This window comes from Actinomadura sp. KC06, from assembly GCF_004348735.1.
Classification (GTDB): Bacteria; Actinomycetota; Actinomycetes; order Streptosporangiales; family Streptosporangiaceae; genus Spirillospora.
In genome coordinates this window covers 1-20,098 of record NZ_SMKT01000008.1, presented here as the reverse complement: position 1 = coordinate 20,098, position 20,098 = coordinate 1, and the positions used below count along the sequence as shown (strand labels likewise).

At 72.7% G+C, this 20,098-nt stretch carries 18 protein-coding genes and 1 rRNA gene; 7 read left to right on the top strand and 12 right to left on the bottom strand.

All coding sequences use genetic code 11. The features are described from left to right. Positions 1-19: 19 nt before the first annotated feature. Positions 20-1,609: a substrate-binding domain-containing protein gene (locus E1287_RS04615; protein ID WP_165968881.1), complete on the bottom strand. Its 1,590-nt coding sequence runs from the start codon at positions 1,607-1,609 to the stop codon at positions 20-22. Between the two features lie 268 nt (positions 1,610-1,877). Here E1287_RS04615 and E1287_RS04610 point away from each other — a divergent pair, with 268 nt between their 5' ends. Beyond that, on the top strand, positions 1,878-2,516 hold the full coding sequence (locus E1287_RS04610) for a pyridoxamine 5'-phosphate oxidase family protein (protein WP_131963547.1): 639 nt from the start codon (positions 1,878-1,880) through the stop codon (positions 2,514-2,516). Positions 2,517-2,602: 86 nt separating this feature from the next. Here E1287_RS04610 and E1287_RS04605 read toward each other — a convergent pair whose 3' ends face one another. Further along, positions 2,603-2,791 carry a DUF5302 domain-containing protein gene (locus E1287_RS04605; protein WP_131963546.1) on the bottom strand — a complete coding sequence of 63 codons (189 nt, stop codon included), beginning with the start codon at positions 2,789-2,791 and terminating at the stop codon, positions 2,603-2,605. 141 nt (positions 2,792-2,932) lie between these two features. Between E1287_RS04605 and E1287_RS04600 the strand changes: the two genes are divergently transcribed. Together E1287_RS04600 and E1287_RS04595 are read left to right on the top strand one after the other, a co-directional pair. Beyond that, positions 2,933-4,330, top strand: coding sequence for a cytochrome P450 (locus E1287_RS04600; RefSeq protein WP_131963545.1), 1,398 nt, complete (start codon positions 2,933-2,935; stop codon positions 4,328-4,330). A gap of 69 nt (positions 4,331-4,399) precedes the next feature. Continuing rightward, positions 4,400-4,807, top strand: coding sequence for a DUF2795 domain-containing protein (locus E1287_RS04595; RefSeq protein ID WP_131963544.1), 408 nt, complete (start codon positions 4,400-4,402; stop codon positions 4,805-4,807). Here the strand turns inward: E1287_RS04595 and E1287_RS04590 are convergent. From E1287_RS04590 to E1287_RS04565, 6 genes are all read right to left on the bottom strand, one after another. After that, positions 4,804-6,768, bottom strand: a complete 1,965-nt coding sequence (locus E1287_RS04590; protein ID WP_243718616.1) for an aconitate hydratase — start codon at positions 6,766-6,768, stop codon at positions 4,804-4,806. The genes E1287_RS04595 and E1287_RS04590 overlap by 4 nt on opposite strands. Further along, a complete protein-coding gene (locus E1287_RS04585) occupies positions 6,765-8,354 on the bottom strand; it encodes an FAD-dependent monooxygenase (RefSeq protein WP_131963543.1) in 1,590 nt (529 codons plus the stop codon). The genes E1287_RS04590 and E1287_RS04585 overlap by 4 nt, the downstream gene beginning before the upstream one ends. Before the next feature lie 84 nt (positions 8,355-8,438). Further along, entirely contained in the window at positions 8,439-10,094 is a 1,656-nt protein-coding gene (locus tag E1287_RS04580; protein WP_131963542.1) for a long-chain-fatty-acid--CoA ligase, read from the bottom strand. Positions 10,095-10,272: 178 nt separating this feature from the next. Then, the gene (locus E1287_RS04575; protein WP_243718614.1) at positions 10,273-11,010 is read right to left on the bottom strand and encodes a GntR family transcriptional regulator; all 738 of its coding nucleotides are present in this window, start codon (positions 11,008-11,010) and stop codon (positions 10,273-10,275) included. A gap of 107 nt (positions 11,011-11,117) precedes the next feature. Continuing rightward, positions 11,118-12,011: a hypothetical protein gene (locus E1287_RS04570; protein ID WP_131963541.1), complete on the bottom strand. Its 894-nt coding sequence runs from the start codon at positions 12,009-12,011 to the stop codon at positions 11,118-11,120. 49 nt (positions 12,012-12,060) lie between these two features. Next, positions 12,061-13,221 (bottom strand): cytochrome P450, encoded by a 1,161-nt coding sequence (locus tag E1287_RS04565; RefSeq protein WP_243718612.1) that lies wholly within the window; start codon positions 13,219-13,221, stop codon positions 12,061-12,063. A 92-nt stretch (positions 13,222-13,313) separates the two neighbouring features. Here E1287_RS04565 and E1287_RS04560 point away from each other — a divergent pair, with 92 nt between their 5' ends. Continuing rightward, on the top strand, positions 13,314-13,859 hold the full coding sequence (locus E1287_RS04560) for a hypothetical protein (protein WP_131963539.1): 546 nt from the start codon (positions 13,314-13,316) through the stop codon (positions 13,857-13,859). On the opposite strand, the gene murA is transcribed toward E1287_RS04560, so the two are convergent. Beyond that, the gene (murA, locus tag E1287_RS04555; protein WP_131963538.1) at positions 13,856-15,157 is read right to left on the bottom strand and encodes a UDP-N-acetylglucosamine 1-carboxyvinyltransferase; all 1,302 of its coding nucleotides are present in this window, start codon (positions 15,155-15,157) and stop codon (positions 13,856-13,858) included. The genes E1287_RS04560 and murA overlap by 4 nt on opposite strands. Before the next feature lie 376 nt (positions 15,158-15,533). On the opposite strand from murA, the gene E1287_RS04550 reads away from it, so the two are divergent. Then, a complete protein-coding gene (locus E1287_RS04550; protein WP_131963537.1) occupies positions 15,534-16,418 on the top strand; it encodes an aminoglycoside phosphotransferase family protein in 885 nt (294 codons plus the stop codon). Here the strand turns inward: E1287_RS04550 and E1287_RS04545 are convergent. Both E1287_RS04545 and E1287_RS04540 read right to left on the bottom strand, forming a co-directional pair. Continuing rightward, on the bottom strand, positions 16,415-16,903 hold the full coding sequence (locus E1287_RS04545) for a GNAT family N-acetyltransferase (protein ID WP_131963536.1): 489 nt from the start codon (positions 16,901-16,903) through the stop codon (positions 16,415-16,417). The genes E1287_RS04550 and E1287_RS04545 overlap by 4 nt on opposite strands. A gap of 76 nt (positions 16,904-16,979) precedes the next feature. Continuing rightward, positions 16,980-17,573: a TetR/AcrR family transcriptional regulator gene (locus E1287_RS04540; RefSeq protein WP_131963535.1), complete on the bottom strand. Its 594-nt coding sequence runs from the start codon at positions 17,571-17,573 to the stop codon at positions 16,980-16,982. 64 nt (positions 17,574-17,637) lie between these two features. Between E1287_RS04540 and E1287_RS04535 the strand changes: the two genes are divergently transcribed. Together E1287_RS04535 and E1287_RS45405 are read left to right on the top strand one after the other, a co-directional pair. Next, positions 17,638-18,873, top strand: coding sequence for an MFS transporter (locus E1287_RS04535; RefSeq protein WP_207934007.1), 1,236 nt, complete (start codon positions 17,638-17,640; stop codon positions 18,871-18,873). Between the two features lie 213 nt (positions 18,874-19,086). Continuing rightward, positions 19,087-19,923 carry a tetratricopeptide repeat protein gene (locus E1287_RS45405; protein ID WP_243718610.1) on the top strand — a complete coding sequence of 279 codons (837 nt, stop codon included), beginning with the start codon at positions 19,087-19,089 and terminating at the stop codon, positions 19,921-19,923. Between the two features lie 63 nt (positions 19,924-19,986). Here E1287_RS45405 and rrf read toward each other — a convergent pair. After that, a 5S ribosomal RNA gene (gene rrf / locus E1287_RS04525) occupies positions 19,987-20,098 on the bottom strand; the annotation flags it as partial.

The window sequence follows — 20,098 nt, the reverse complement described above, 5'->3', positions numbered from 1 at the left end:
AGATGACGATCGGGGCCCGTCAGCAGTGGGGTGTGCAGACGCGCCTGGACATGGCCTCCAGCAGCAGCCGCTTGCTCTCCGCCGGCGTCCGCGCGACCTGGACGATCCCGTGCGTGGCCTCGGCGAGCTTCGTCAGCTCCGCCACGTTCACGTCGTCGCCGAAGCCCTGCAGGATGACCTGGACGGGCTGCGTCGCGTCGTACTCGGCGCGGAGGTCGGCGAGGGTCCGGTCGAAGCTCGGCCCGCCCGGATGGTCGTTGCGGCCGTCGGTGAACACCAGGACGGTGTTGACCATCTCCGGCTTGTAGCTGAGCTTCACCTCGCGGAACGCCGCGAGCAGCGTCTCGTACAGCGCGGTGTCGCCGCTCTCCTTCACCTTCAGGCGGCCGAGGTCGCTCAGGATGCGCTGCCGCTGCGTAATGGACCCGACACGGGTGCCGAGCGGCGCGATCGGCACGCGTTCCGCCCAGTCCTGCGCGCCGCGCAGGTCGGTGGAGAACTCCCAGACGCCGAGTTCGCTGTCGTCGGCGAGCAGTTGCAGCCCGGTCTGCCCGACCTGCGCGGTGGCCTGGAGCCGGTTGAGGCCGGGCGAGACCTCCTCCCCCATCGAGCCGGAGATGTCGAACAGGACGAGCAGGCGGGTCGGCAGCGACAGCCGGGCGTAGGACTGCGCGATGCGCTGCACGTCGTCGGCCTTGGGCGTCCAGGACGGCCCGGCGGGCCCGATGCCGAACCCGTGCCCGCTGAGGTCGGAGCGGGTCCGCTCGCCGCGCAGCTCGCGTTCGAGCTTCTCCGCGGCGGTCACCCGGTCGCCGTCCCGCGTGACGATCGTGAACGGGTAGTCGAGCGACAGCGTGCCCTCCCGCGGGACCGCGCCGTAGGCGCGCACGCCGGGCTCCGTGCGGTTGTGCCGGAACACCGACTGCTCGGACGCGACGACGACCGCCCCGTCCCTGGCCGCGCCGGTGGTGGCGAACGCCTCCTCCACGGTCGGCGCGACGGTCTCCCTGATCGCGCGGACGAGGCCGGTGAAGACCGCCTTGCCGTCGGGGACGTCCGCGACCAGGCGGTCGGCCATCAGCAGGGCGGCCAGCCCGGTGGCGCTGCGGGCGGGGTCGGGGACCTGGGGGCGCGGGCCGCGGGCCGCGGACTCCGGGCGTCCGGCGACGGTGGCGGCGGCGGGTCCGAGCAGCAGGTTCCAGGTGGGCTCGGCCGGGGCCGCCGTCGCGAGGACGACCGGAGTGTTGGCGATCGACGGCCGCACGTCCCCCGGGCGGGCGAAGGCCGTCCAAAGGGTCGAGTCGGGGATCCACACGTCCGGCCGGTCGCCGCCGCCGCGGCCGGACAGCAGCGTGCTCACCGCGGACGGCTCGGCGCGGCGCAGGCGGGCCCGCGCGCACGTGCCGGTGGAGCCGTCGAACCGCCGGACGGCGGCGGCCAGCGCGGGCACGATCTCCGGCGCCGCCGCGACGTCCAGGGTGATGCGGTCCTCGGCCGCGCAGCCGGCGATCTCGGCGAACGCGTACGCGCCGATCCCGGTCAGCGCCAGGACGCCCGCGATCGCGGCGGCGACCATGACCATCGGCCGGCCCCGCGTGCGTCCGCTCATCGATGCCCTCGTTCCACCGGGTCGCCGAGCTGGCAGGGACCGCCCCCGGGCCCGCGCGATCGCGGCCGGCGCCGCCGCGCCGCGGGCCTTCTGCATTAGATGAAAAAGGCGAGAAAGCTGTCAAGATTCATGAATCTTTTGCTCCATATCGCTTGAATAACCGCCGATCGCGCGGCCGCCCTCATTTCGCCGCGACGGGCCCGGCGGGAGGCCGGCACGGCGGGAAAGTTAGGCTGATCTCCCGATCTCCCCGGCGGAAGGAGCGGCGATGACGGTCGCCTCTGAGTTCACTGCGATCACGTCAGCGGAGGAGCTGCGCGAGCTGCTCGGCGCGCCGATGCGGGTGGCGGTCGAGAAGGAGCGCGTCGCGCTGCACGACCGCGACCGCGACTGGCTCGCCCGGTCCCCGTTCTGCCTCATCGCGACCAGCGACGCCGGCGGGAACTGCGACGTCTCGCCCAAGGGCGACCCGCCCGGGTTCGTCCATGTGATCGACGACACGACGATCGCCGTGCCGGACCGTCCCGGCAACCGCCGCGCGGACGGCTTCCTGAACGTCCTCGCCAACCCGCACGTCGGGCTCATCTTCCTCATCCCGGGGCGCGGTGAGACGCTGCGGATCAACGGCCGGGCCGTGCTCGTCCGGGACGCGCCGTTCTTCGACGACATGATCGTCAAGGGGCACCGCCCGGCGCTCGCCCTGGTCGTGGAGATCGACCAGATCTTCTTCCACTGCGCGAAGGCGCTGATGCGCTCGAAGCTGTGGAAGCCGGAGACCTGGGAACCGGACGCGCTGCCGTCCTTCCCCACCATCGTCAAGGACGTCCAGCGCGCCGACGAGCCCATCGAGAAGCTCGAGGAGTACTACGCCGAGGCCAACTACACGAAGAAGCTGTACAACGCCTGATCGCGGCCCCGGACGGCGCCTGAGACGGGCCGACCCCCGCGCCTCCCGCGCGGGGGTCATGGTCGGACGGCGTCCCGGTCTCCCGGTCAGCCGCTCTTGCGGCGGAACTGCCGCTGATGGTCGGCACGGTCGTGCTTGCCGCGCACCTTCGAGCCGCCCCTCCCGGCCGCGCCGGCGTTCTTGCCGGCCGCTCCGCGCTTGCGTTCCAGGGCCTCCCGGAACCTGCGCTTCACGTCGTCCTCGCCTTCTTCGGGTTCTCCTGACGAGTCGCTCATGCGGACCTCCAGCTCTTTAGGGCACCCCTAGCCTCACATACCCAGCGGAACGTGGCCATCCGCACACGCCGAGAAGATCATCTCGGTAGATTCCGCCATAAACCGACCAGCGGCTAACGATCTCTCCTAGGGTTTGTGCCCGTGGATTCGCAGAGACCGCGGGCCGAGCCCGGCCACCCGCCGCTGGAGGCGCTCGCCGTCCAGCCGCTGCTGAACCGCGACTACGAGTCCCGTCCCGCGGTCTTCTACGAGCGGCTCCGCGCCGAGTACGGCCCGGTCGCGCCGGTGGACGTGCTCGGCGTCCCCGCGTGGCTCGTCATCGGCTACTCCCAGACGCTCGACATCCTGCGCGACACGCGCGGCATCTGGAGCAGGCGGGTGGAGGCGTGGCGCGCGTACCGGGAGGGCGCCGTCCCGGCGGACTGGCCGATGCGGCCCGTCGTCGAGTCCGGCAACTCGGGGTTCCGCGACGGGGCCAACTCCACCCGGCTCCGCGGCGCCTGGGCCGAGGGGCTCCGGCCGTTCCAGGACCGCTCAAGGGCCGAGGCGAAGGCCCTCGAACGGGACGTCAGGCGGTACGCCGACGAGCTGATCACCGTGCTGGCGGAGAACGGCGGCCGCACCGGCTGGGCCGACCTGTCGGCGCAGTACGCGCGGCCGCTGCCGCTGATGGTCATCGGGCGGCTGCTCGGCGACGGCGCGGACGGCGACGACGAGCTGATCATCGACCTGTGGCGGGTGATGGACGCCGGCCCGGACGCGCAGGAGGCGTCCGACCGGCTGACCGCCCGCGTCGCGGGCGTCTGCGAAGCGCGGACGCGGAACCCGGGCGCGGACCTCCCCTCGTACATGCTCGCCGCCGTGCCCGACCTGACCGCCGACGAGCTGACCCGCGAGATGGCGATGATGACCGGCCTGGTCGGCGACGTGACCGGGACGCTGATCTGCAACACCATCACCGAGGTCCTCATCGGCGAGACCGGCGCCCGCGACAGCGTGTCCGCCGGGATGATCCAGGAGGCGATCAACCGGGCCTCGGCCGCGAACCCGCCGATGGCCAACCTGGCGTTCCGGTGGGCGAGGGCGGACGTGCGCGTCGGCCGGTTCCAGATCGCGGCCGGCGACCCGGTCCTGGTGTCGCCCGCCGCCGCCCACCTGGACCCGGCGTTCACCCGGACGTCCGCGCCCGACTCGATCTACAGCTCCCGCGCGCACCTGGCGTGGGGCGCGGGCCCGCACGCCTGCCTCGGCCGCGACCTCGCCACCACCGTCACCACGATCGCGGTGGAGCGGCTGTTCGAGCGGCTCTCCGCGCTGCGGCTCGCGCTGCCCGCCGATCAGCTCCCGTGGCGCTCGTCGCCGCTCATGCGGGGCCTGCGGTCGCTGCCGGTCACCTACGAGCTGGCCGCCGGCGCGCCCGAGCCGCCCGCGCGTCCCGCCGCCGCGGACGAGGTGCCGGAGCGGGACGCGCCGCCCGCGGACGAGCCGGACTCGCTGGTGCGGCGCGTCCTGCGGATGATGCGCCTGTCGCAGTCCTGACGGCCGCCGCGGCGCGGGCATGTTTGGGCGCGCCCGCGCGGGAACGTTCCCGCGTCAGGAGGTCCAAGGATGCCTGACAAGAGCGACAAGCACGGCCCGAAGCTGGACGACGAGATCGGCCGGGAGACGCAGGGCATGGTCAGCGGCGGTCACTCCACGCACGCCGAGGAGTTCAAGGAGACCGAGCCGTTCTCCAACGACGACCCCGCGGACCCGACCGCGCCGTCCGCCGGCGAGCGCGAGGGCTCCCCGCCCGGGATGAGCGCGCAGGACGTCGAGGGCCGCAGCGCGCTCGCCCGGATGCTCAGCGGCGTCCGCTACCCGGCGCGCCCGAACGAGCTGATCCGGCACGCGGCCGAGGGCGGCGCGCCCGACGCGGCGGTCGAGCAGCTGCGGACCCTGCCCAGGCGCGAGTACGAGAACGTCGCCGACGTCGCCGAGGAACTCGGCTACGGCCGCGAGGAGCGCCGGTACTAGCCGCCTGAGCGCCGCCGGAGGAGGGGGATCTGGCCGCCGGCGGCGACGAGGTCGCGCTGCCGCGGCGACAGGCGGTGGCGCGCCCGGTACGTCTCGTCCCTGGTGGTGTTGCGGACGTCGATCCCCGTCCCGGCCTTCAGCGCCTCGCGGACGTTCTCGACCCGTAGCACGTCCCCCTGCTCGACGCGGCCGTAGTCCGCCTCGTCTGCGAATTCCAGCGGCAGGATCCCGAAGTTGACGAGGTTCTGCCAGTGGATGCGCGCGTACCCGCGGGCGAGGACGAGCCGGAGCCCGAGGTGGCGGGGCGCGATCGCGGCGTGCTCGCGCGAGGACCCCTGGCCGTAGTTGCGGCCGCCGACGACGGCGTGCGGCCCGGCCTCCCGCGCCCGCTCCGGGTAGCCCTCGTCGAGCCGGGTGAACGCGAAGTCCGCCAGCCGGGCGATGTCGCTGCGGAACGGCAGGGCCCGCGCGCCCGCCTGGAGGATCTCGTCGGTCGACACGTCGTCGCCGACCTTGATGACGACGGGGACCTCCAGCTCGTCCGGGAGCGGGTCCAGCCCGGGCAGGACGCCGATGCTCGGCGCCTTCTCCAGCGCGACGCCGCGCGCCTCGTCCTCGGGCGGCGGCGGTTCGAGCATCTGCCGGTTGACGCTGGACCTGCGCGGCAGCCGGACGACGGGCGGGTCCATGCCGAGGTCGCGCGGGTCGGTGATGCGGCCGGTGAGCGCGGCGGCCGCGGCGGTCTCCGGGGAGCAGAGCCAGACGAGGTCGTCCGCGGTGCCGGACCGTCCGGGGAAGTTGCGCGGGAACGTCCGCAGGCTGTTGCGCCCGATGGCCGGGGCCTGCCCCATGCCGATGCAGCCGAGGCAGCCCGCCTGGTGGATGCGGGCGCCCGCCTGGAGGAGGTCGGCCGCCGCGCCCATCCGGGTCAGGTCGAGGAGGATCTGCCGGGACGTCGGGTTGACGTCCAGCGAGACCGCCGGGTGCACCTGGCGGCCCTTGACGATCGCCGCGACGGACGCGAAGTCGCGCAGCCCCGGGTTCGCCGACGACCCGACGACCACCTGGTGGACGTCCTCGCCCGCCGCGTCCCGCACCGCGACGACGTCGCCGGGCGAGCCGGGACGGGCGATCAGCGGTTCCAGCGACGACAGGTCGATCTCCTCGGTGACGTCGTAGGACGCGCCGGCGTCGGCGGCGATCTCGGTGAAGTCGTCCTCGCGCCCCTCGCCGCGCAGGAACTCCAGCACCCGCTCGTCGGACGGGAACACCGTCGTCGTCGCCCCCAGCTCGGCGCCCATGTTCGCGATGACGTGCCGGTCCATCGCGGTCAGCGACGCCAGGCCGGGGCCGTGGTACTCGATGATCCGGTTGACGCCGCCGCGCACGCCGTGCCGCCGCAGCATCTCCAGGATCACGTCCTTGGCGCTCAGCCAGGGCGGGAGCTCCCCCGCCAGCCGGACGCCCCAGATCTCCGGCATCGTCACATGCAGCGGCTCCCCGGCCATCGCCATCGCGGCCTCCAGCCCGCCGACGCCGACCGCGAGCATGCCGAGCGACCCGGCCGCGCAGGTGTGGGAGTCGGAGCCGACCATGCTGGCGCCCGGCACGCCGAACCGCTGCATGTGCGTCGGATGCGAGACGCCGTTGCCCGGCCTGGAGTACCACAGCCCGTACCGGCGGCACGCGGACCGCAGGAAGATGTGGTCGGCCATGTTGCGCTCGTCGGCCTGCAGCAGGTTGTGGTCGACGTACTGGACGGACACGTCCGTCCGGACGCGGTCGAGGTCGAGGGCCTCCAGCTCCAGCATGACCATCGTGCCGGTCGCGTCCTGGGTGAGGGTCTGGTCGACGCGGATCCCGATCTCGGCGCCGGGCGTCATCTCGCCGCTCACCAGGTGCGAGGCGATCAGCTTGCGGGCGACGCCGCGTCCCCCGCCCTCCGCTGCCCCGGCGCTCACGGCCGGGTCCCCCGCTCCTTCGGGGTCCCGTCCTCTCCGGGGACGCTCTCGACCGGATGCGGCTCATGGACTTCCTTGGTGGAGGGCTGGCCGCACCACTGGTTGAGGGCGTCGCGGATCGCGGCGGCGCGGCGGTCGGGCGCGGTCTCGTCCGTGGCCCACGCGATGTAGCCGTCCGGACGGATCAGCGCCGTCGTCCGGGTCGATCCGCCCGCCAGCGCGCAGTGCACGCGTCCGGCCCACCGCTTGGTCGCCAGGTAGGTGACCGCCGGGTCGTTCGCCCCGACGACTAGCACGAACAGCCCGTCGCCAAGCAGCCCGTACAACCGGCCGGAGCCGCCCGAGCCGCCGGGGCCGCCCGCCAGCGGGACGTCCGGCGCCCGCCGTCCGGTGAGTCGGTGAGAGCCGCGCGGCGCGGGGTAGGCGATGTCGATGCCGGAGACGGCGCCCGCGAGCCGCCGCGCGACCGGCCGGACGTGCGTCGCCGTCCAGAGGCCGGCGGTCCGGGCCCTGCGCAGCCACAGCGGTTCGGCGAGCGCACCGCGCAGGATCGCGCCGCTGCCGCGCACGACGAGCCGCCCGACCGGATGCCGTTCCTCGTGGTAGCTGTCGAGCAGCCAGGACGGCGCCCAGCCCCGGAGTTCCGCGGCGAGTTTCCAGCCGAGGTTCGCGGCGTCCTGCATCCCGGTGTTCATGCCCTGCCCGCCCGCCGGGGAGTGGACGTGCGCGGCGTCGCCCGCGAGGAACACGCGGCCGACCCGGTACTTCGGCACCTGCCGCTCGTCGCTGTGGAACCGGGACGTCCAGCGCGGGTCGTGCATGCCGTGGTCGGTGCCGAGGACGCGGCGGGTGACCTCGCGCAGTTCGTCCATGTCGACGGGCTCGGAGTCCGGCGCCTGGTGCCGGCGGTTCCACGCGATCACCCGGTACCAGCCGTCCCCGAACGGCGCCAGGAACGCGAACGCGTCGCCGGTCGAGTCGACGGTCAGCACGTCGCGGGGCGCGTCCCGCAGCCGGACGTCGGCGAGCATCACCGACCGGACGGCCGCGTGGCCGGGGAACGGCAGCCCGAGCGCCTGCCGGACGGTGCTGCGGACCCCGTCCGCCCCGACGACATAGGACGCGCGCCGCGTCTCCGTCGCGCCGCCGGAGGTCCGCACCTCCACGTCGACGCCCGCCGGGTCCTGGCGGAGCCCGACGGCCTCGGCCCCGTGCACGATCTCCGCGCCCGCGGCGACGGCCCGTTCCCGCAGGACGCGTTCCGTCTCGTACTGCGGCGTGACCAGCAGGAACGGGAACCGGCCCGGCAGCCGCGACAGGTCGAGGCTGGTCTTCCCCAGCAGCCGTACCGCGCCGACGCGCTCGCCGGTGGCGACGAGGTCGTCCGCGACGCCTCGCGCGTCCAGCATCTCCAGAGTCCGCGCGTGCACGGCGAAAGCCCGCGTCAGGTTGCTCGTCTCCGCGGCGCGCCGTTCCAGGACGGTGCAGCCGATCCCGGCCGCGGCCAGGTCGCCGGCCAGGAGGAGCCCCGTGGGGCCCGCCCCCACGATCAGCACGTTCCCTGTCTGCTCGCCGGTGGGCGACATCCCGCTCCCCTCTCGGATCGACGGCGGGCACGGTCCTCGGTCATGAGACACCGCCCTGGGACACTTCCCAGGAACCGCCGCTCCTCACAGGATCCGGCGCTCGCGTCCCGCCCATTCCCTCTCGCGGAGCTGGAACTTCTGGATCTTACCGGTGGACGTCTTCGGCAGCTCCGCCACGAACTCCACCGCGTCGGGCGCCTTGAACCGCGCGAGGCCCGTCCGGACGTGCTCGATCAGGTCGTCCCCGGTCGCGGCGTGCCCGTCGCGGAGCACCACGAACGCCTTGGGACGCTCGCCCCACTTGTCGTCCGGGACCGCGACGACGGCGACCTCCAGCACCGCGGGATGCGAGTCGATCGCGCGCTCGACCTCCACCGTGGAGATGTTCTCGCCGCCGGAGATGATGATGTCCTTGGACCGGTCGCGCAGCTCGACGTAGCCGTCCGGGTGGCGGACGCCGAGGTCGCCGGAGTGGAACCAGCCGCCCCGGAACGCGTTCGCGGTGGCCTCCTCGTCTTCGTGGTAGCCCTTCATGACGTTGTTGCCGCGCATGACGATCTCGCCGAGCGTCTCGCCGTCCGCCGGGACGTCGTCCATGTCGTCGTCGACGACGCGGAGGCCGTCCGTCTGGACCATGCCGACGCCCTGCCGGGCCAGCAGCCGGGCCCGGTCGGACGCGGCCAGACCCGGCCAGCCGGGCTGCGGCTCGCACACCGAGTACGGCCCGTAGGTCTCGGTCAGCCCGTACACGTGGACGATGTCCGCGCCGAGCCCCTCCATCTGGGCGATGATCGTCGGGCTGGGCGGGGCGCCCGCCGTCGTCACGGTCAGCGGCCGGTCCAGCGGGTGCGCCTCCGGCGCGTTCGCGATCGTCACCAGGACGGTCGGCGCGCCGTTGAGGTGCGTGACACCCTCGGCGTCGATGAGCCGCCACACCTCACCTGCGACGACGGCGCGCAGGCACACCTGCGTCCCGCCGATCGCGGCGAGCGCCCACGGCGTGCACCAGCCGTTGCAGTGGAACATCGGCAGCGTCCACAGGTACACGCTGGCGGGCGTGTGCCGCGAGTGCACCACCTCGCCGAGCGCGTTCAGGTACGCGCCGCGGTGCGTGTAGACGACGCCCTTCGGGCGACCCGTGGTGCCGGACGTGTAGTTGATCGAGATGGCGGCGTTCTCGTCGTCGACGCCCCACGGCAGCGGGTCGTCCGAGCCGCGCGCCAGGAGCTCGGCGTAGGTGATGCCGCCGACCGCCGGGTCGGGTTCCGCGCCCGCCGCCGGGACCGTGACGACGACCTCCGGCAGCCGGCCCGCGAGGGGCGCCGCGGACGGGTGCAGCCCCGCGTCCACGACCAGCGCCTTCGCTCCGGAATGGCCGAGGATGTAGCGGATCTCGTCCGGCGCCAGCCGCGTGTTGATCGCGACGAGCACCGCCCCGGCGAGCGGCACGGCGAAATGCGCGACCAGCAGCTCCGGGACGTTCGGCGCCAGGTACGCGACGCGGTCCCCAGGCTCGATCCCGGAGGCGCGCAGCGCGTTCGCGAGCCGGGTCGTCTCGGCGGCGAACTCCGCGTACGTGGCGCGGCGGTCCCCGTAGGCGTAGGCGGTCTTGCCGGGGAACACCTCCGCGGACCGCTTGAGGAACGCAAGCGGGCTAAGCGCCGTGTAGCCCGGACCGTCCTCCAGCCCCCGCCCACCGCCATTCAACGGACGAGCTTCGCTCGACGAGCCGTTGTCCATCGGGAGCCTCCGCTGCCGTCGGCCGAGGACGTGCACCGGCGCCCTCGGCATTGATGTGACCAGCGTCTCAAGGATCGCATGCGCTCCTCGGCGGACGCCTCCGGCAGGCAGGCGGCGTGTCCGGCGGGACGTGTCCGGGCCAGGGGCGGCGTGTCCAGCTAGGGGGCGGCGCGTCCGGCTAAGGGGCTGCGTGGCGCGGGGTCTCCAGCCCGAGGTGGATGCGGTACCGGTCGGCCCGGTACGTCGCGAACGCGACCTCGGCGCAGACCCCGCGGCTGAACGTCCGCTGCCGCAGGAGGAACACGGTGCCGCCGGGCTCGATGCCCAGCAGCCCGGCCTGGCGCGCGTCGGCGGGGCCCGCCTCGATCGTCTGCTCACCCGCGTCCATGAAGATCCCGAACTCGCGCTCCAGGACGGCGAACAGCGACGACCCCGGCTCGCGGCGCTCGAACAGGTCCGGCGCGAGGGACGCCGGGATGTGCGAGCGCTCCACCGCCATCGGCTCGCCGTCCGCCAGCCGCAGCCGCTCCAGGACGTGCACGGCGACACCCGGGGAGGCACCGAAGTATCCGGCCAGGCGTGCGTCCGCCGTGACCGTCCGGGTGTCGAGGTCGCGGCAGGCGGGCTCCATCCCGCGGGCGCGCATGTCCTCGGTGAAGGACACCAGCTCCTTCGGCATCTGCACCTTGGGACGGGCCACGTACATGCCCTTGCCGGGGATGCGGCGGAGCCGGTCCTCGGCGACGAGCAGGTCGACGGCCTGCCGGACGGTCATCCGCGACACCCCGAACCGCCGGCACAGCTCGCGCTCGGACGGGACGGGCGCGTCCACCGGCAGCCGCTCCTGTTCGATCATGTGGAGGAGGATGGCGCGGAGCTGCATGTACTTGGGCGAGGGCGCGGAGGGATCGATCACCCTTCATGCATATCCGATCGCCGGTCAGGACGGTCCGGTTTCACTCGCCGGATCGCATTCGTTCGTCAAGATCGCATTCGCGAGTCAGGATCGGACTCGCGTCAGGTTCACGCGTCTGGACCGGATTCGCGCATCAGGATCGCCACGGCGGCGACGGTCGCGTAGCCGCGCCATTCCAGCTCCGCGGCGGGCGAGTAGCTGGCGAAGTCGACCCGCCACCCGCCGTCGTCCTCCTGCCGCTCGTCGAGCCGGCGCAGCTCGCCGGCCACGACCTCCGGGTCGAACAGCGCGCGGGCGGGGCGGTCCGGGAGGGGCGCGAAGTCGAGCGGCCGCATCATCTCGTCCTCCAGGCCGCCCTGGACGTGGACGAGCCCGCTCGGCGGAATGTGCTTCCCGAGCAGGTCGACGGCCTCGGTGTCGCGGACGGCGTCGGCCAGCCACAGCGTGAACGCGAGCTCCAGCGCTTGCGGCTCCTCCTCCGCCTCGTCCTTCGCCCGGACGGTGTCGAGGCAGTACCGGGTGGCGCGGTCGAGCCAGGGATGCGCGGCGACCGCCTTGTCATGGACGGCGACGCGCTGCGCCATCGCCGCGACGACCGCGGTGATCTGCAACGAGGACGTCTGCGGGTCGGCGCCCGTCCAGAACGGCGCGCACCCGGCGGGATCGGGGATGTCCAGCGCGAACGGCAGGCCGCCGTCCGGGAGCGTCACCGACTCCAGCCAGTCGCAGAGCGCGACCGCCTCCGGGCCGGTGTCCGGGGCGAGTTCCGCGAAGACCTCGAACGCGTGCAGCGCGGGGCCGGGCTGGCTCGTCCGCGACCGCAGGTCGGGTTCGAGTCCGTGGCCGTAGCCGCCGTCGGGGTTCCGGTAGGCGTTCAGTGCGGCCAGCAGCGCATCGCGGCCGCCGTCGCCGTCGCCGTTGTTCGTCAGCAGCTCGAATCGGCGGCGGTCGAGCATGCGCGCGTGAGCGGCCATGAAGTCGGATGCCTTGTCCACGTCCATGACTCCAGCGTGGCCGCCGCTTCCTCGTCCGTCTTGTACCTTTCGGCCATCACCAGGTAAGGAAAAGCTCCTTGGGCGAGCGGTGGATCAGGCTGGGCAGCATCTCCACCGGCCCGTCCAGCCGCAGGCCGGGCAGTTCGGTCGTCAGCGTCTCCAGCGTGATCCGGACCTGCTCGCGGGCGAGCTGCGCGCCGGGGCAGGCGTGGGCGCCGTGCCCGAACGCCAGGTGCCGCGCGGGCTCCCGGGTGATGTCGAAAGTGTCGGGACGGTCGTGAGCGTCCGGGTCGCGTCCGGTCGCGGCGAAGGCGACGAAGACCTCGGCGCCCTCGGGCAGCTCGGTTCCCGCCAGCGCGACGGGACGGGTCGTGACCCGCCGGAACCCCTGGATCGGCGGCTCGTACCGGGCCGTCTCCTCCACGGCGGCCGGTATCAGCTCGGGCCGCGCGCGCAGCAGTTCCCACTGGTCCCGGTGGCGCAGCAGGTGCAGGACGGCCGTGCCGATGAGCGCCGTGGTCGTGAGGTGCCCGGCGAGCAGCAGGTTCTGCAGGTTGGAGATGAGCGTGCCGTGCGGCTCGATCGCGCGGATCATCTCGCCGCACAGATCGTCCCCTCCGTGCGTGCCGCGGGCCTTCACGTGCGCGTCCAGGACCCGTTTCATGCCCGCGACCTCATGGGCCGCCGCGACCTGCTCCTCCGTGCTCATCGAGCGGAACACCAGGTCATCGGCCCGGTAGCTGCCCGCCACCAGGGCGGGCACGTCGGCGGGGTCGATGCCGAGCAGATGTCCGATCACCTCGCCGGGCAGGACGCGCGCGTACCGTCCCATCAGCTCGACCCGGTTCTCGGCGGCGAACGAGGCCACGAGCTCGGCGGCTCGTCCTGTGATGAACGGGACGGCCGCCGCGACACGCTTCGGGGACAGGCCGCGCGTCAGCGGCTCCCGCACCCGCCGGTGCTCGTCTCCGTCGGCGGTGAGCACGACGGGCCTGCCCGCCGGGACCGCTTGCAGCACCGCCACCGCCTCCGGGCCGGGCACCACGTCCGGACGCATCGCGTTCGCCGACGAGAACGCCTCCGGATCGCGCAGCACCGCCCGCGCGTCGGCGTCCCGGGCGGCGAGCCAGGCGTCCAGCCCGGGGACGAACGTCAGCCCGTCCGCCTCCCTGGCCCGGGTGTAGAAGGGCCAGGGGTCGTGCCGGTCGAGCTCCAACGGTCGTCCCTCCCTGCCGATGATCATCCACCGTAACGGGCGGGCCGGAAAACGGAATGCGCCGGACGAACGGTGCGGCCTAGCCTGGCGGCATGGAGGTCGCCTTCGAACGCACAGGTCACCGCCGCTACGCCACGGTGATCACGCTGCCCGGCGGGCATTCGCGCCGCATGGACCCCGCCCCCGGATTCGACGAGAACATCCCGCACGACCTCGTCCACTACCTGACCGAGGCGGAGCTCGGGCTGTCGTCCGGCGTCTTCGGACGCGCCGCGGCGGGCGGCGGCGGCTTCGCCGAGACGGCCGAGACCCCGGGCGATCCGCGGCGGCGGGCGCGGGCGCAGCGCAAACTGAAGAAGCGCGAAGCGTCGCTCGGCAAGGCCGACCGCGGCGACATGGCCACGTCCGAGTACTTCGCGGGCGTGTGCGACGTCGCCTGGCGCCGCCGCGCCGGCGCCACCACTCCCGCCTGGGCGGACGGCCAGTCGATCCCGCCCGAGGACGCGCCCACCGTCGACCGGATCCTGAACCGCCTGGACGAACTGGCCCCGCTCTGGCGCGACCTCCCGATCGGCGGCGCGCTCACCTTCACCTGGCCGCACCCGACGGCGGCCGTCCGCCCTCCGGCCAGCGCCTAGCCGGCGCGCAGGGCGAGGCCCAGCGCCCGGAACTGCTCCACCGGCCGGTGGTAGCCGCGCTCGATGTGGTGCACGCCGCGGAGCGTGGACGGGCCCTCCGCGACCGCCGCCGCGAGCACCGCCGAGAACCCGGCCCGGATGTCGGGCATGGTCACGTCCCCGCCACGGAGCTTGCTGACGCCGCGGACCACGGCCGAATGGAGCGCCGCCGTGTCGTGGTAGCGGCAGGCGGGACCGCCCAGGCAGGTGTCGTAGACCTCGATCTCGGCGCCCATGCTCTGCAGCGCGGGAACGTACGCCAGCCGGTTCTCGTAGACGGTCTCATGCAGCACCGACATGCCGTCCGCCTGGGTGAACAGGACCATGAGGGGCGTCTGCCAGTCCGTCGCGAAACCGGGGTGCGTGTCGGTCTGGACGGCGGCGGGCCTCAGCCCGTCCGGCGCGGACGCCATGATCCACTCGTCCGTGATCTCGAACTCGGCGCCCATCCTGGTCAGCGTCGTGATCGCCGTGACGAGCCGGTCCTGCGGGCAGCCGTGCACCCGCACCTCTCCTCGTGTGACCAGGCCCGCCACCAGGTAGGAGAACGCCTCGATCCGGTCGCCCGCGAGGCGCGTCTGCGCCCCGGTCAGCCGCTCGACGCCCTCGACCACGATCCGCCGGTCGGGCGCGAACGAGATCCGCGCCCCCATCCGCTGCAGGAACAGCGCCAGCTCGATGATCTCCGGCTCGGTCGCCGCGTTCCGGATGACGGTCTTCCCCTCGGCGCGGACGGCCGCCAGCAGCACCGTCTCCGTGGCGCCGACGCTCGGGTAGGGCAGTTCGATCCGCGTCCCCACCAGCCTGGACGCCCGCGCGTGGATCCCGTCGGGCTCGATCCTCACCTCGGCCCCGAACGCGCGCAGCGCGTCCACGTGGAAGTCGACCGGCCGCCGCCCGATCGGGTCGCCCCCGACCAGCGGCACGAACGCCTCGCCCGCCCGATGCAGCAGCGGCCCCAGCATCAGGATCGGGATGCGGTTCAGCCCGGTGAACGCCTTCCCGACGCTCGGGTCCGACACCGGCCCCGGCACCACGGCCACGTGGCCGCCGGATCGCTCCACGGCCATCCCGACGTGCTCCAGCATCCCCGCCGTGATCCCGACCTCGCCGACGTCCGGCGCGTTGCCGATCGTGCTCGGACCGTCCGCGAGCATGGCCGCGACCATGTGCTTGCTGACCGCGTTCTTGGCGCCCCGCACGGTGACGTCCCCGCGCAGCGGCCCGGACGGCTCGATCTGCCACAACTTCTCAGCCATCCGAGCAGCCTACGACGTCCTGGCCGGACACCCGGCAAACTCGGAGCCAACCTGGACGAAAGCGACACCGCCGGACCCGTGGCCGGGGGCAGAATCTCACGTGCGACATTCCTCACCCTGTCAGTCCCGGAGACGCCGCAGCAGCTCCTGCAACCGCTCGCGATCCTGCCGCGAAAGCCGGTGCGCGGCATTGTCAAGGAAGCAACGACGCGGCAGCCGCCAACGCGATCAGCCGAACCAGCGGGCGGCCTCCCATGCGGCTCCCTCCCGACCGACGACGAAGACCCGGCAACCACGTTGCTGAAACACACTGAGAAGGCACCGAGCAGAGTCTGGGATCCGCTTGAGAGTCCTCTGAACGAGGGAGTTCGCGTCAATGATCGAGCCGTCTCCGTCCGCCGAAGCGCTCGCCTGGGCGGCACAGGCTGCCGGCGAGCCCGTGCGGGTCGTCCGCCGTCTCCCAGGAGGGACGCATGCCGCCACGCACCTGCTCGCGACCGCAGAGACCCGGAAGGAGCTGGTGCTGCGCCGCTTCCCGCACGGCGACACGGCCGCAGCGAACGAGGCGCGCGTGCTCGACGTCCTCGGCGGTCTGGACGGCTGGGCCCCGCAACTCCTCGGCGCCGACCCGGACGGCCACCGGTTCGGCGAGCCCGCCGTCCTGATCACCCGGCTCCCCGGCCGCGCCGACATCATGTCCGTCGCCCCTGGCACCGCGGCCGTCCAGCTGGGCCGGGTCCTCGCCCGCCTGCACGGCACGCCGCTCACTTCCCTGACCGGCCTCCGAGACGGAATGGCCGCCGCGCTCGCGTCACCCACCCGCAACGACAACGCCGCGCCCGGCGCCCAGGCGCTGCTGGCTCACGGCCACCGCCTCGCCGAGGCCGAGCACGTCCTCACGCACTACGACTTCTGGTCAGGCAACGTCCTGTGGGACGACGGCGCTCTCACCGGCGTCATCGACTGGTCGGGCGCATCCCGCGCCCCGCGCGGCTTCGACGTCGGGTGGTGCCGCCTCGACCTGGTCCTGCTCCACGGCCCCCACACAGCCGATACTTTCACGAACGCCTATCAGGAAGCAGCGGGCAACCCCATCACCGATCTCCCACTCTGGGATGTGTTCGCCCTGACCAACTCCCATAACTCAGTCGAGACCTGGCTGCCCAACTACCACGACCTCGGCCGGACGGACCTGACCTCCGAAGACCTCCGCAAACGCCACACCGCCTGGACCGACCAACGCCTCTCTCACTGCCCCTAACCGAGACCATCCGCAGAAGCCACGAAGACGAGATCGCGGACCCGCTCGGCCACACACACAAAACCGAAACCGCCAATGGTCGCGAGCGAGGCGAAGTTCTCACGATCGATGGTCGCCCGCACTTTGCTGACTTCCGGCGCTTCACTGGCCCGGCGCAACAGTTCACGGAGGATCGCCTTCCCATGACCGCGCCGCCGATAAACGGGGTCCACGGAATACCCGACCTCCACGGTGCCCGTCTCGTCCGGCCGTCCATGGAATCCGCCGTGGCCGACGGCCAGGTCATCGGCCATCGCCACGTGGATGCACCACGGCGCGCTGGCGGGGTCGGCCGTCAACTGGTCAAGACGCAGCCACCAGACATGCCTCAACTCGGGGCCGACGAAGTAGCCGGGCAGGTCATGTCCCAGGAGAGTCCCGGCACCCGCCAGGTCGCCCCGCGAAAGCGCCGCGAGGACAGGTGCGGGCAGCGGAACAAGTCGCATGATCACAGCATGCCGCACACCGCACGTCGATCACGCACACCTAGGCCAAGGAGGACTCCACGCCGGACCGGCGGATCTACACCCTCCGGGCGGCGTTCTCCGTCCAGGAGTCGGCGAGGGCGCACAATTCATCGAGCGCCGCTTCGACGCGTTCCCGGTCGCCCGTGGTGAGGATGTCGGTCTGCAGCCCCGAATAGGCGCTGTTCAGATAGGTGGCCTTGACGCGGGCCCGCGCGGGGTCGAGGCCGCGGGCGATCAGCGCGCGGGCGACGAACTCGGCCCGTTCCGTCAGGAACTTCGGGACCCGGTCGCCGAGACGCCCGGCCGCCGCCAGCCCCTCGATCTCGCGGACGAGCCGGGTATGGGCGACGTTCTCGGGCGCGAGATGGCGGCGCCAGGAGTCGCGGACGATGGCGCCGATGCCCCGTCCCGTCTCGTCCCAGCCCTCGGTGGCGCGAAGCTGCTCATGCTGGACGTCGTCGAGGCGCTGCAGCAGCGCGGCGAGAAGGTCGTCCTTGTCGGCGAAGTGGTGGGTGAGGACGCGCGTGCTCTGCCCGAGCGCCTGGGCGATGGGACGCATCGACAGCCCGGACATCCCGTGCTCGGCGAGGTGGTCGAGGACCGCGTCGAGGATCTCGGTGCGGCGATGCGGATCGCGCGGCCTGGCCACGGATGGATCTCCTTCGTCCCGGGGACGTCCATCCTATAGGGAAACGAGTGTTACCTTAATGGGCATGCCGCTCTTCCGACGCCGCTCGGGCGGCGGGCTCCGCCTCGCCGCCCTCGCCCTGACCGCCTTCACCCTCCAGACGGACGACTTCGTGATCGTCGGCGTCCTCCCGTCGATCGCGCATGGCCTCTCGGTCACCGAGGCCGCCGCCGGACAGCTCGTGACCGTCTTCTCCGTCATCTGCGCCGTCGTCGCGCCCGTCGCGGCGGTGGCCACCGCGTCCTGGCCGCGGCGCCGCCTGCTCGCCGGCGGGATGCTGCTCTTCTGCGCGGCGAACCTCGCCGTCCCGCTCGCCACGTCGTATCCGGCGCTGATGGCGCTGCGGGTGCTGGCCGCGCTCGCCGCCGCCGTCGTCCTCCCGACGGTGTTCGCGGTCACCGCCGCGCTCGCCCCGCCCGGACGCCAGGGACGCGACCTGGCCACCGTGATGGCGGGACTGACCGGCGCGGTCGTCGCCGGCGTGCCGGCCGGGACGTGGATCGGCGCGGCGTTCGGCTGGGAGGCGACCTTCGTGGCGAACGGCCTCCTCGGCATCGCCGCCCTGGCCTTCCTGCTCATCGCGCTGCCCGACGTCGCTCCCCCGCCCGCCGCCGGGATGGCGGAACGGCTCCGCCCGCTCGCACGCCCCGCCCTGGCGTTCGTGCTGCTAGCCGCCATCATCGCCGTCCTAGGCAACCTGCTCTTCCAGACCTATCTGGGACCGTTCCTCACGGACGTGGCAGGCGTGGATTCGACCGGGCTCGGTTGGCTCCTGCTGCTGGTGGGCGTCGCCGGTATCGCGGGAGCGCGTCTCAGCGGCACCCTGGTCGACCGCATCGGCCCGGCGCGGACGTTCGCGCTGGCCATCGCCGTCTTCACCGCGGCCATGGCGGGGTTGGCGTTGTCCTGGACGCTGCGTCCGGCGCATGTGGCGCTGGTCGTCCTGCCCCTCGTCGTGTGGTCGGCGGCCGCCTGGGCGGTGCCGCCGCCGGTCCAGGCGCGCGCCCTGGCCTTCGCCGGAACCCAGGCGGGCCCCCAGGCGCTGGCACTGGTCAGCAGCGCCGTCTACCTCGGCGCCTCTCTGGGCGCGGGCCTCGGCGGCTGGCTGCTCGGCACGTTCGGCTCCGGGACGCTCCCCGTCGCGGCCGGCGCCTGCGCCATCGCCGCCCTGGCCATGTTCGCCCTGGCCGGACGCACTACACCAGCGACAGACTCAGCCTCCGATCGGACGAAACCCGAGGCCCAGCACATGACCATCTGAACGTTCCAAAAGGACCGCGGCCGCGCCGGGGCAAGATGTGTGGGTTGGCACCGGCGCGGCCGTGGGTTCGACCCATGTCGAACGGTCCAATTCTCCCCCATCACACAGTGCGCAAGCGTCGCGCCCCCCACTTTCCAGCGATCTTGCAGGTAGGCGGCATCCGACCCGCCCTATCCGCAGCACGCTCCCAGTACGCCCCTCACCCTCGGCGTCATGCCAGGCGTCCCCGCCCCGCAGGACGACGACCCCGAATTCAGAACCTTGGGCGACATCCCCGGCGCGGCCGCGGAACTGTTGCGCATCACGCCCGGAACCATCTTCGAGTCCGAACAACCACGCCAGTCCGTCAGCACAACCGACCTCGAGGGCGTCGCATCCGAGACGGAGTCTGCTGATCCAGCCATCGACCGTGCCAACCATGACCCCAACAGTGAGGTGCACACCTGTCATTCGGCAGAGGCCCGCACGTATGCCTGGTGCCCCGCCCCTCACCCCGCCGCTCAGGCACCGTCGGACAACGGCTGGACCTCGACAAACCCGCCGTATCCTGGACGAATGATCAACACCGAGCCGGACTGGGAGCGGCGGATCGCCGAGCTGTGGGCCACCTTCGACGATCACGAGCCCCAAGAATTCCTCACAAAGGTCAAGAAGCTGACCGGCGAGCGTCCGGCCGACGACGCCACCGCCCACTACGAGCTGGCATCGGCGCACGACTCGATCGGCAACGAGGCCGAGGCCGCGACGCACTACCGAGAGGCGTTCGCCGCCGGTCTCACTGGGTCGCGACGGCGTCAGGCGACGATCCAGTTCGCCAGCACCCTCCGGAACCTCGGCCGGGCCGAGGAGAGTGTTGCGCTGCTCACCGCGGAAGGCGACGCGGTCTCCGACGAGCTCGATGACGCCGTGACCGCGTTCCTGGCCCTCGCGCTCACCGATCTGGGACGTGACCGTGAGGCGGCATCGCTCGCCCTCGGGGCGCTGTCGCGCCACCTGCCGCGATACAACCGTTCGCTGTCCACCTACGCCAAAGCGCTGCTAGAGGGCTGACCTGCCGCAGAAACATGAGAAAGGCCCCGCCACTAATGGCGGGGCCTCCCCCTTTTACGATGTGTCCGGCGGTGTCCTACTCTCCCACACAGTCTCCCGTGCAGTACCATCGGCGCTGAAGGGCTTAACTTCCGGGTTCGGGATGGGACCGGGTGTTTCCCCTTCGCCAAAACCA

What these genes read in the sequence shown, in the direction of transcription:
- E1287_RS04615 (WP_165968881.1), bottom strand. Translation starts at nt 1,609, where the DNA reads ATGAGCGGACGCACGCGGGGCCGGCCGATGGTCATGGTCGCCGCCGCG.
- E1287_RS04610 (WP_131963547.1), top strand. Translation starts at nt 1,878, where the DNA reads ATGACGGTCGCCTCTGAGTTCACTGCGATCACGTCAGCGGAGGAGCTG.
- E1287_RS04605 (WP_131963546.1), bottom strand. Translation starts at nt 2,791, where the DNA reads ATGAGCGACTCGTCAGGAGAACCCGAAGAAGGCGAGGACGACGTGAAG.
- E1287_RS04595 (WP_131963544.1), top strand. Translation starts at nt 4,400, where the DNA reads ATGCCTGACAAGAGCGACAAGCACGGCCCGAAGCTGGACGACGAGATC.
- E1287_RS04585 (WP_131963543.1), bottom strand. Translation starts at nt 8,354, where the DNA reads ATGTCGCCCACCGGCGAGCAGACAGGGAACGTGCTGATCGTGGGGGCG.
- E1287_RS04580 (WP_131963542.1), bottom strand. Translation starts at nt 10,094, where the DNA reads ATGGACAACGGCTCGTCGAGCGAAGCTCGTCCGTTGAATGGCGGTGGG.
- E1287_RS04570 (WP_131963541.1), bottom strand. Translation starts at nt 12,011, where the DNA reads ATGGACGTGGACAAGGCATCCGACTTCATGGCCGCTCACGCGCGCATG.
- E1287_RS04560 (WP_131963539.1), top strand. Translation starts at nt 13,314, where the DNA reads ATGGAGGTCGCCTTCGAACGCACAGGTCACCGCCGCTACGCCACGGTG.
- murA (WP_131963538.1), bottom strand. Translation starts at nt 15,157, where the DNA reads ATGGCTGAGAAGTTGTGGCAGATCGAGCCGTCCGGGCCGCTGCGCGGG.
- E1287_RS04550 (WP_131963537.1), top strand. Translation starts at nt 15,534, where the DNA reads ATGATCGAGCCGTCTCCGTCCGCCGAAGCGCTCGCCTGGGCGGCACAG.
- E1287_RS04545 (WP_131963536.1), bottom strand. Translation starts at nt 16,903, where the DNA reads ATGCGACTTGTTCCGCTGCCCGCACCTGTCCTCGCGGCGCTTTCGCGG.
- E1287_RS04535 (WP_207934007.1), top strand. Translation starts at nt 17,638, where the DNA reads ATGCCGCTCTTCCGACGCCGCTCGGGCGGCGGGCTCCGCCTCGCCGCC.
- E1287_RS45405 (WP_243718610.1), top strand. Translation starts at nt 19,087, where the DNA reads ATGCCAGGCGTCCCCGCCCCGCAGGACGACGACCCCGAATTCAGAACC.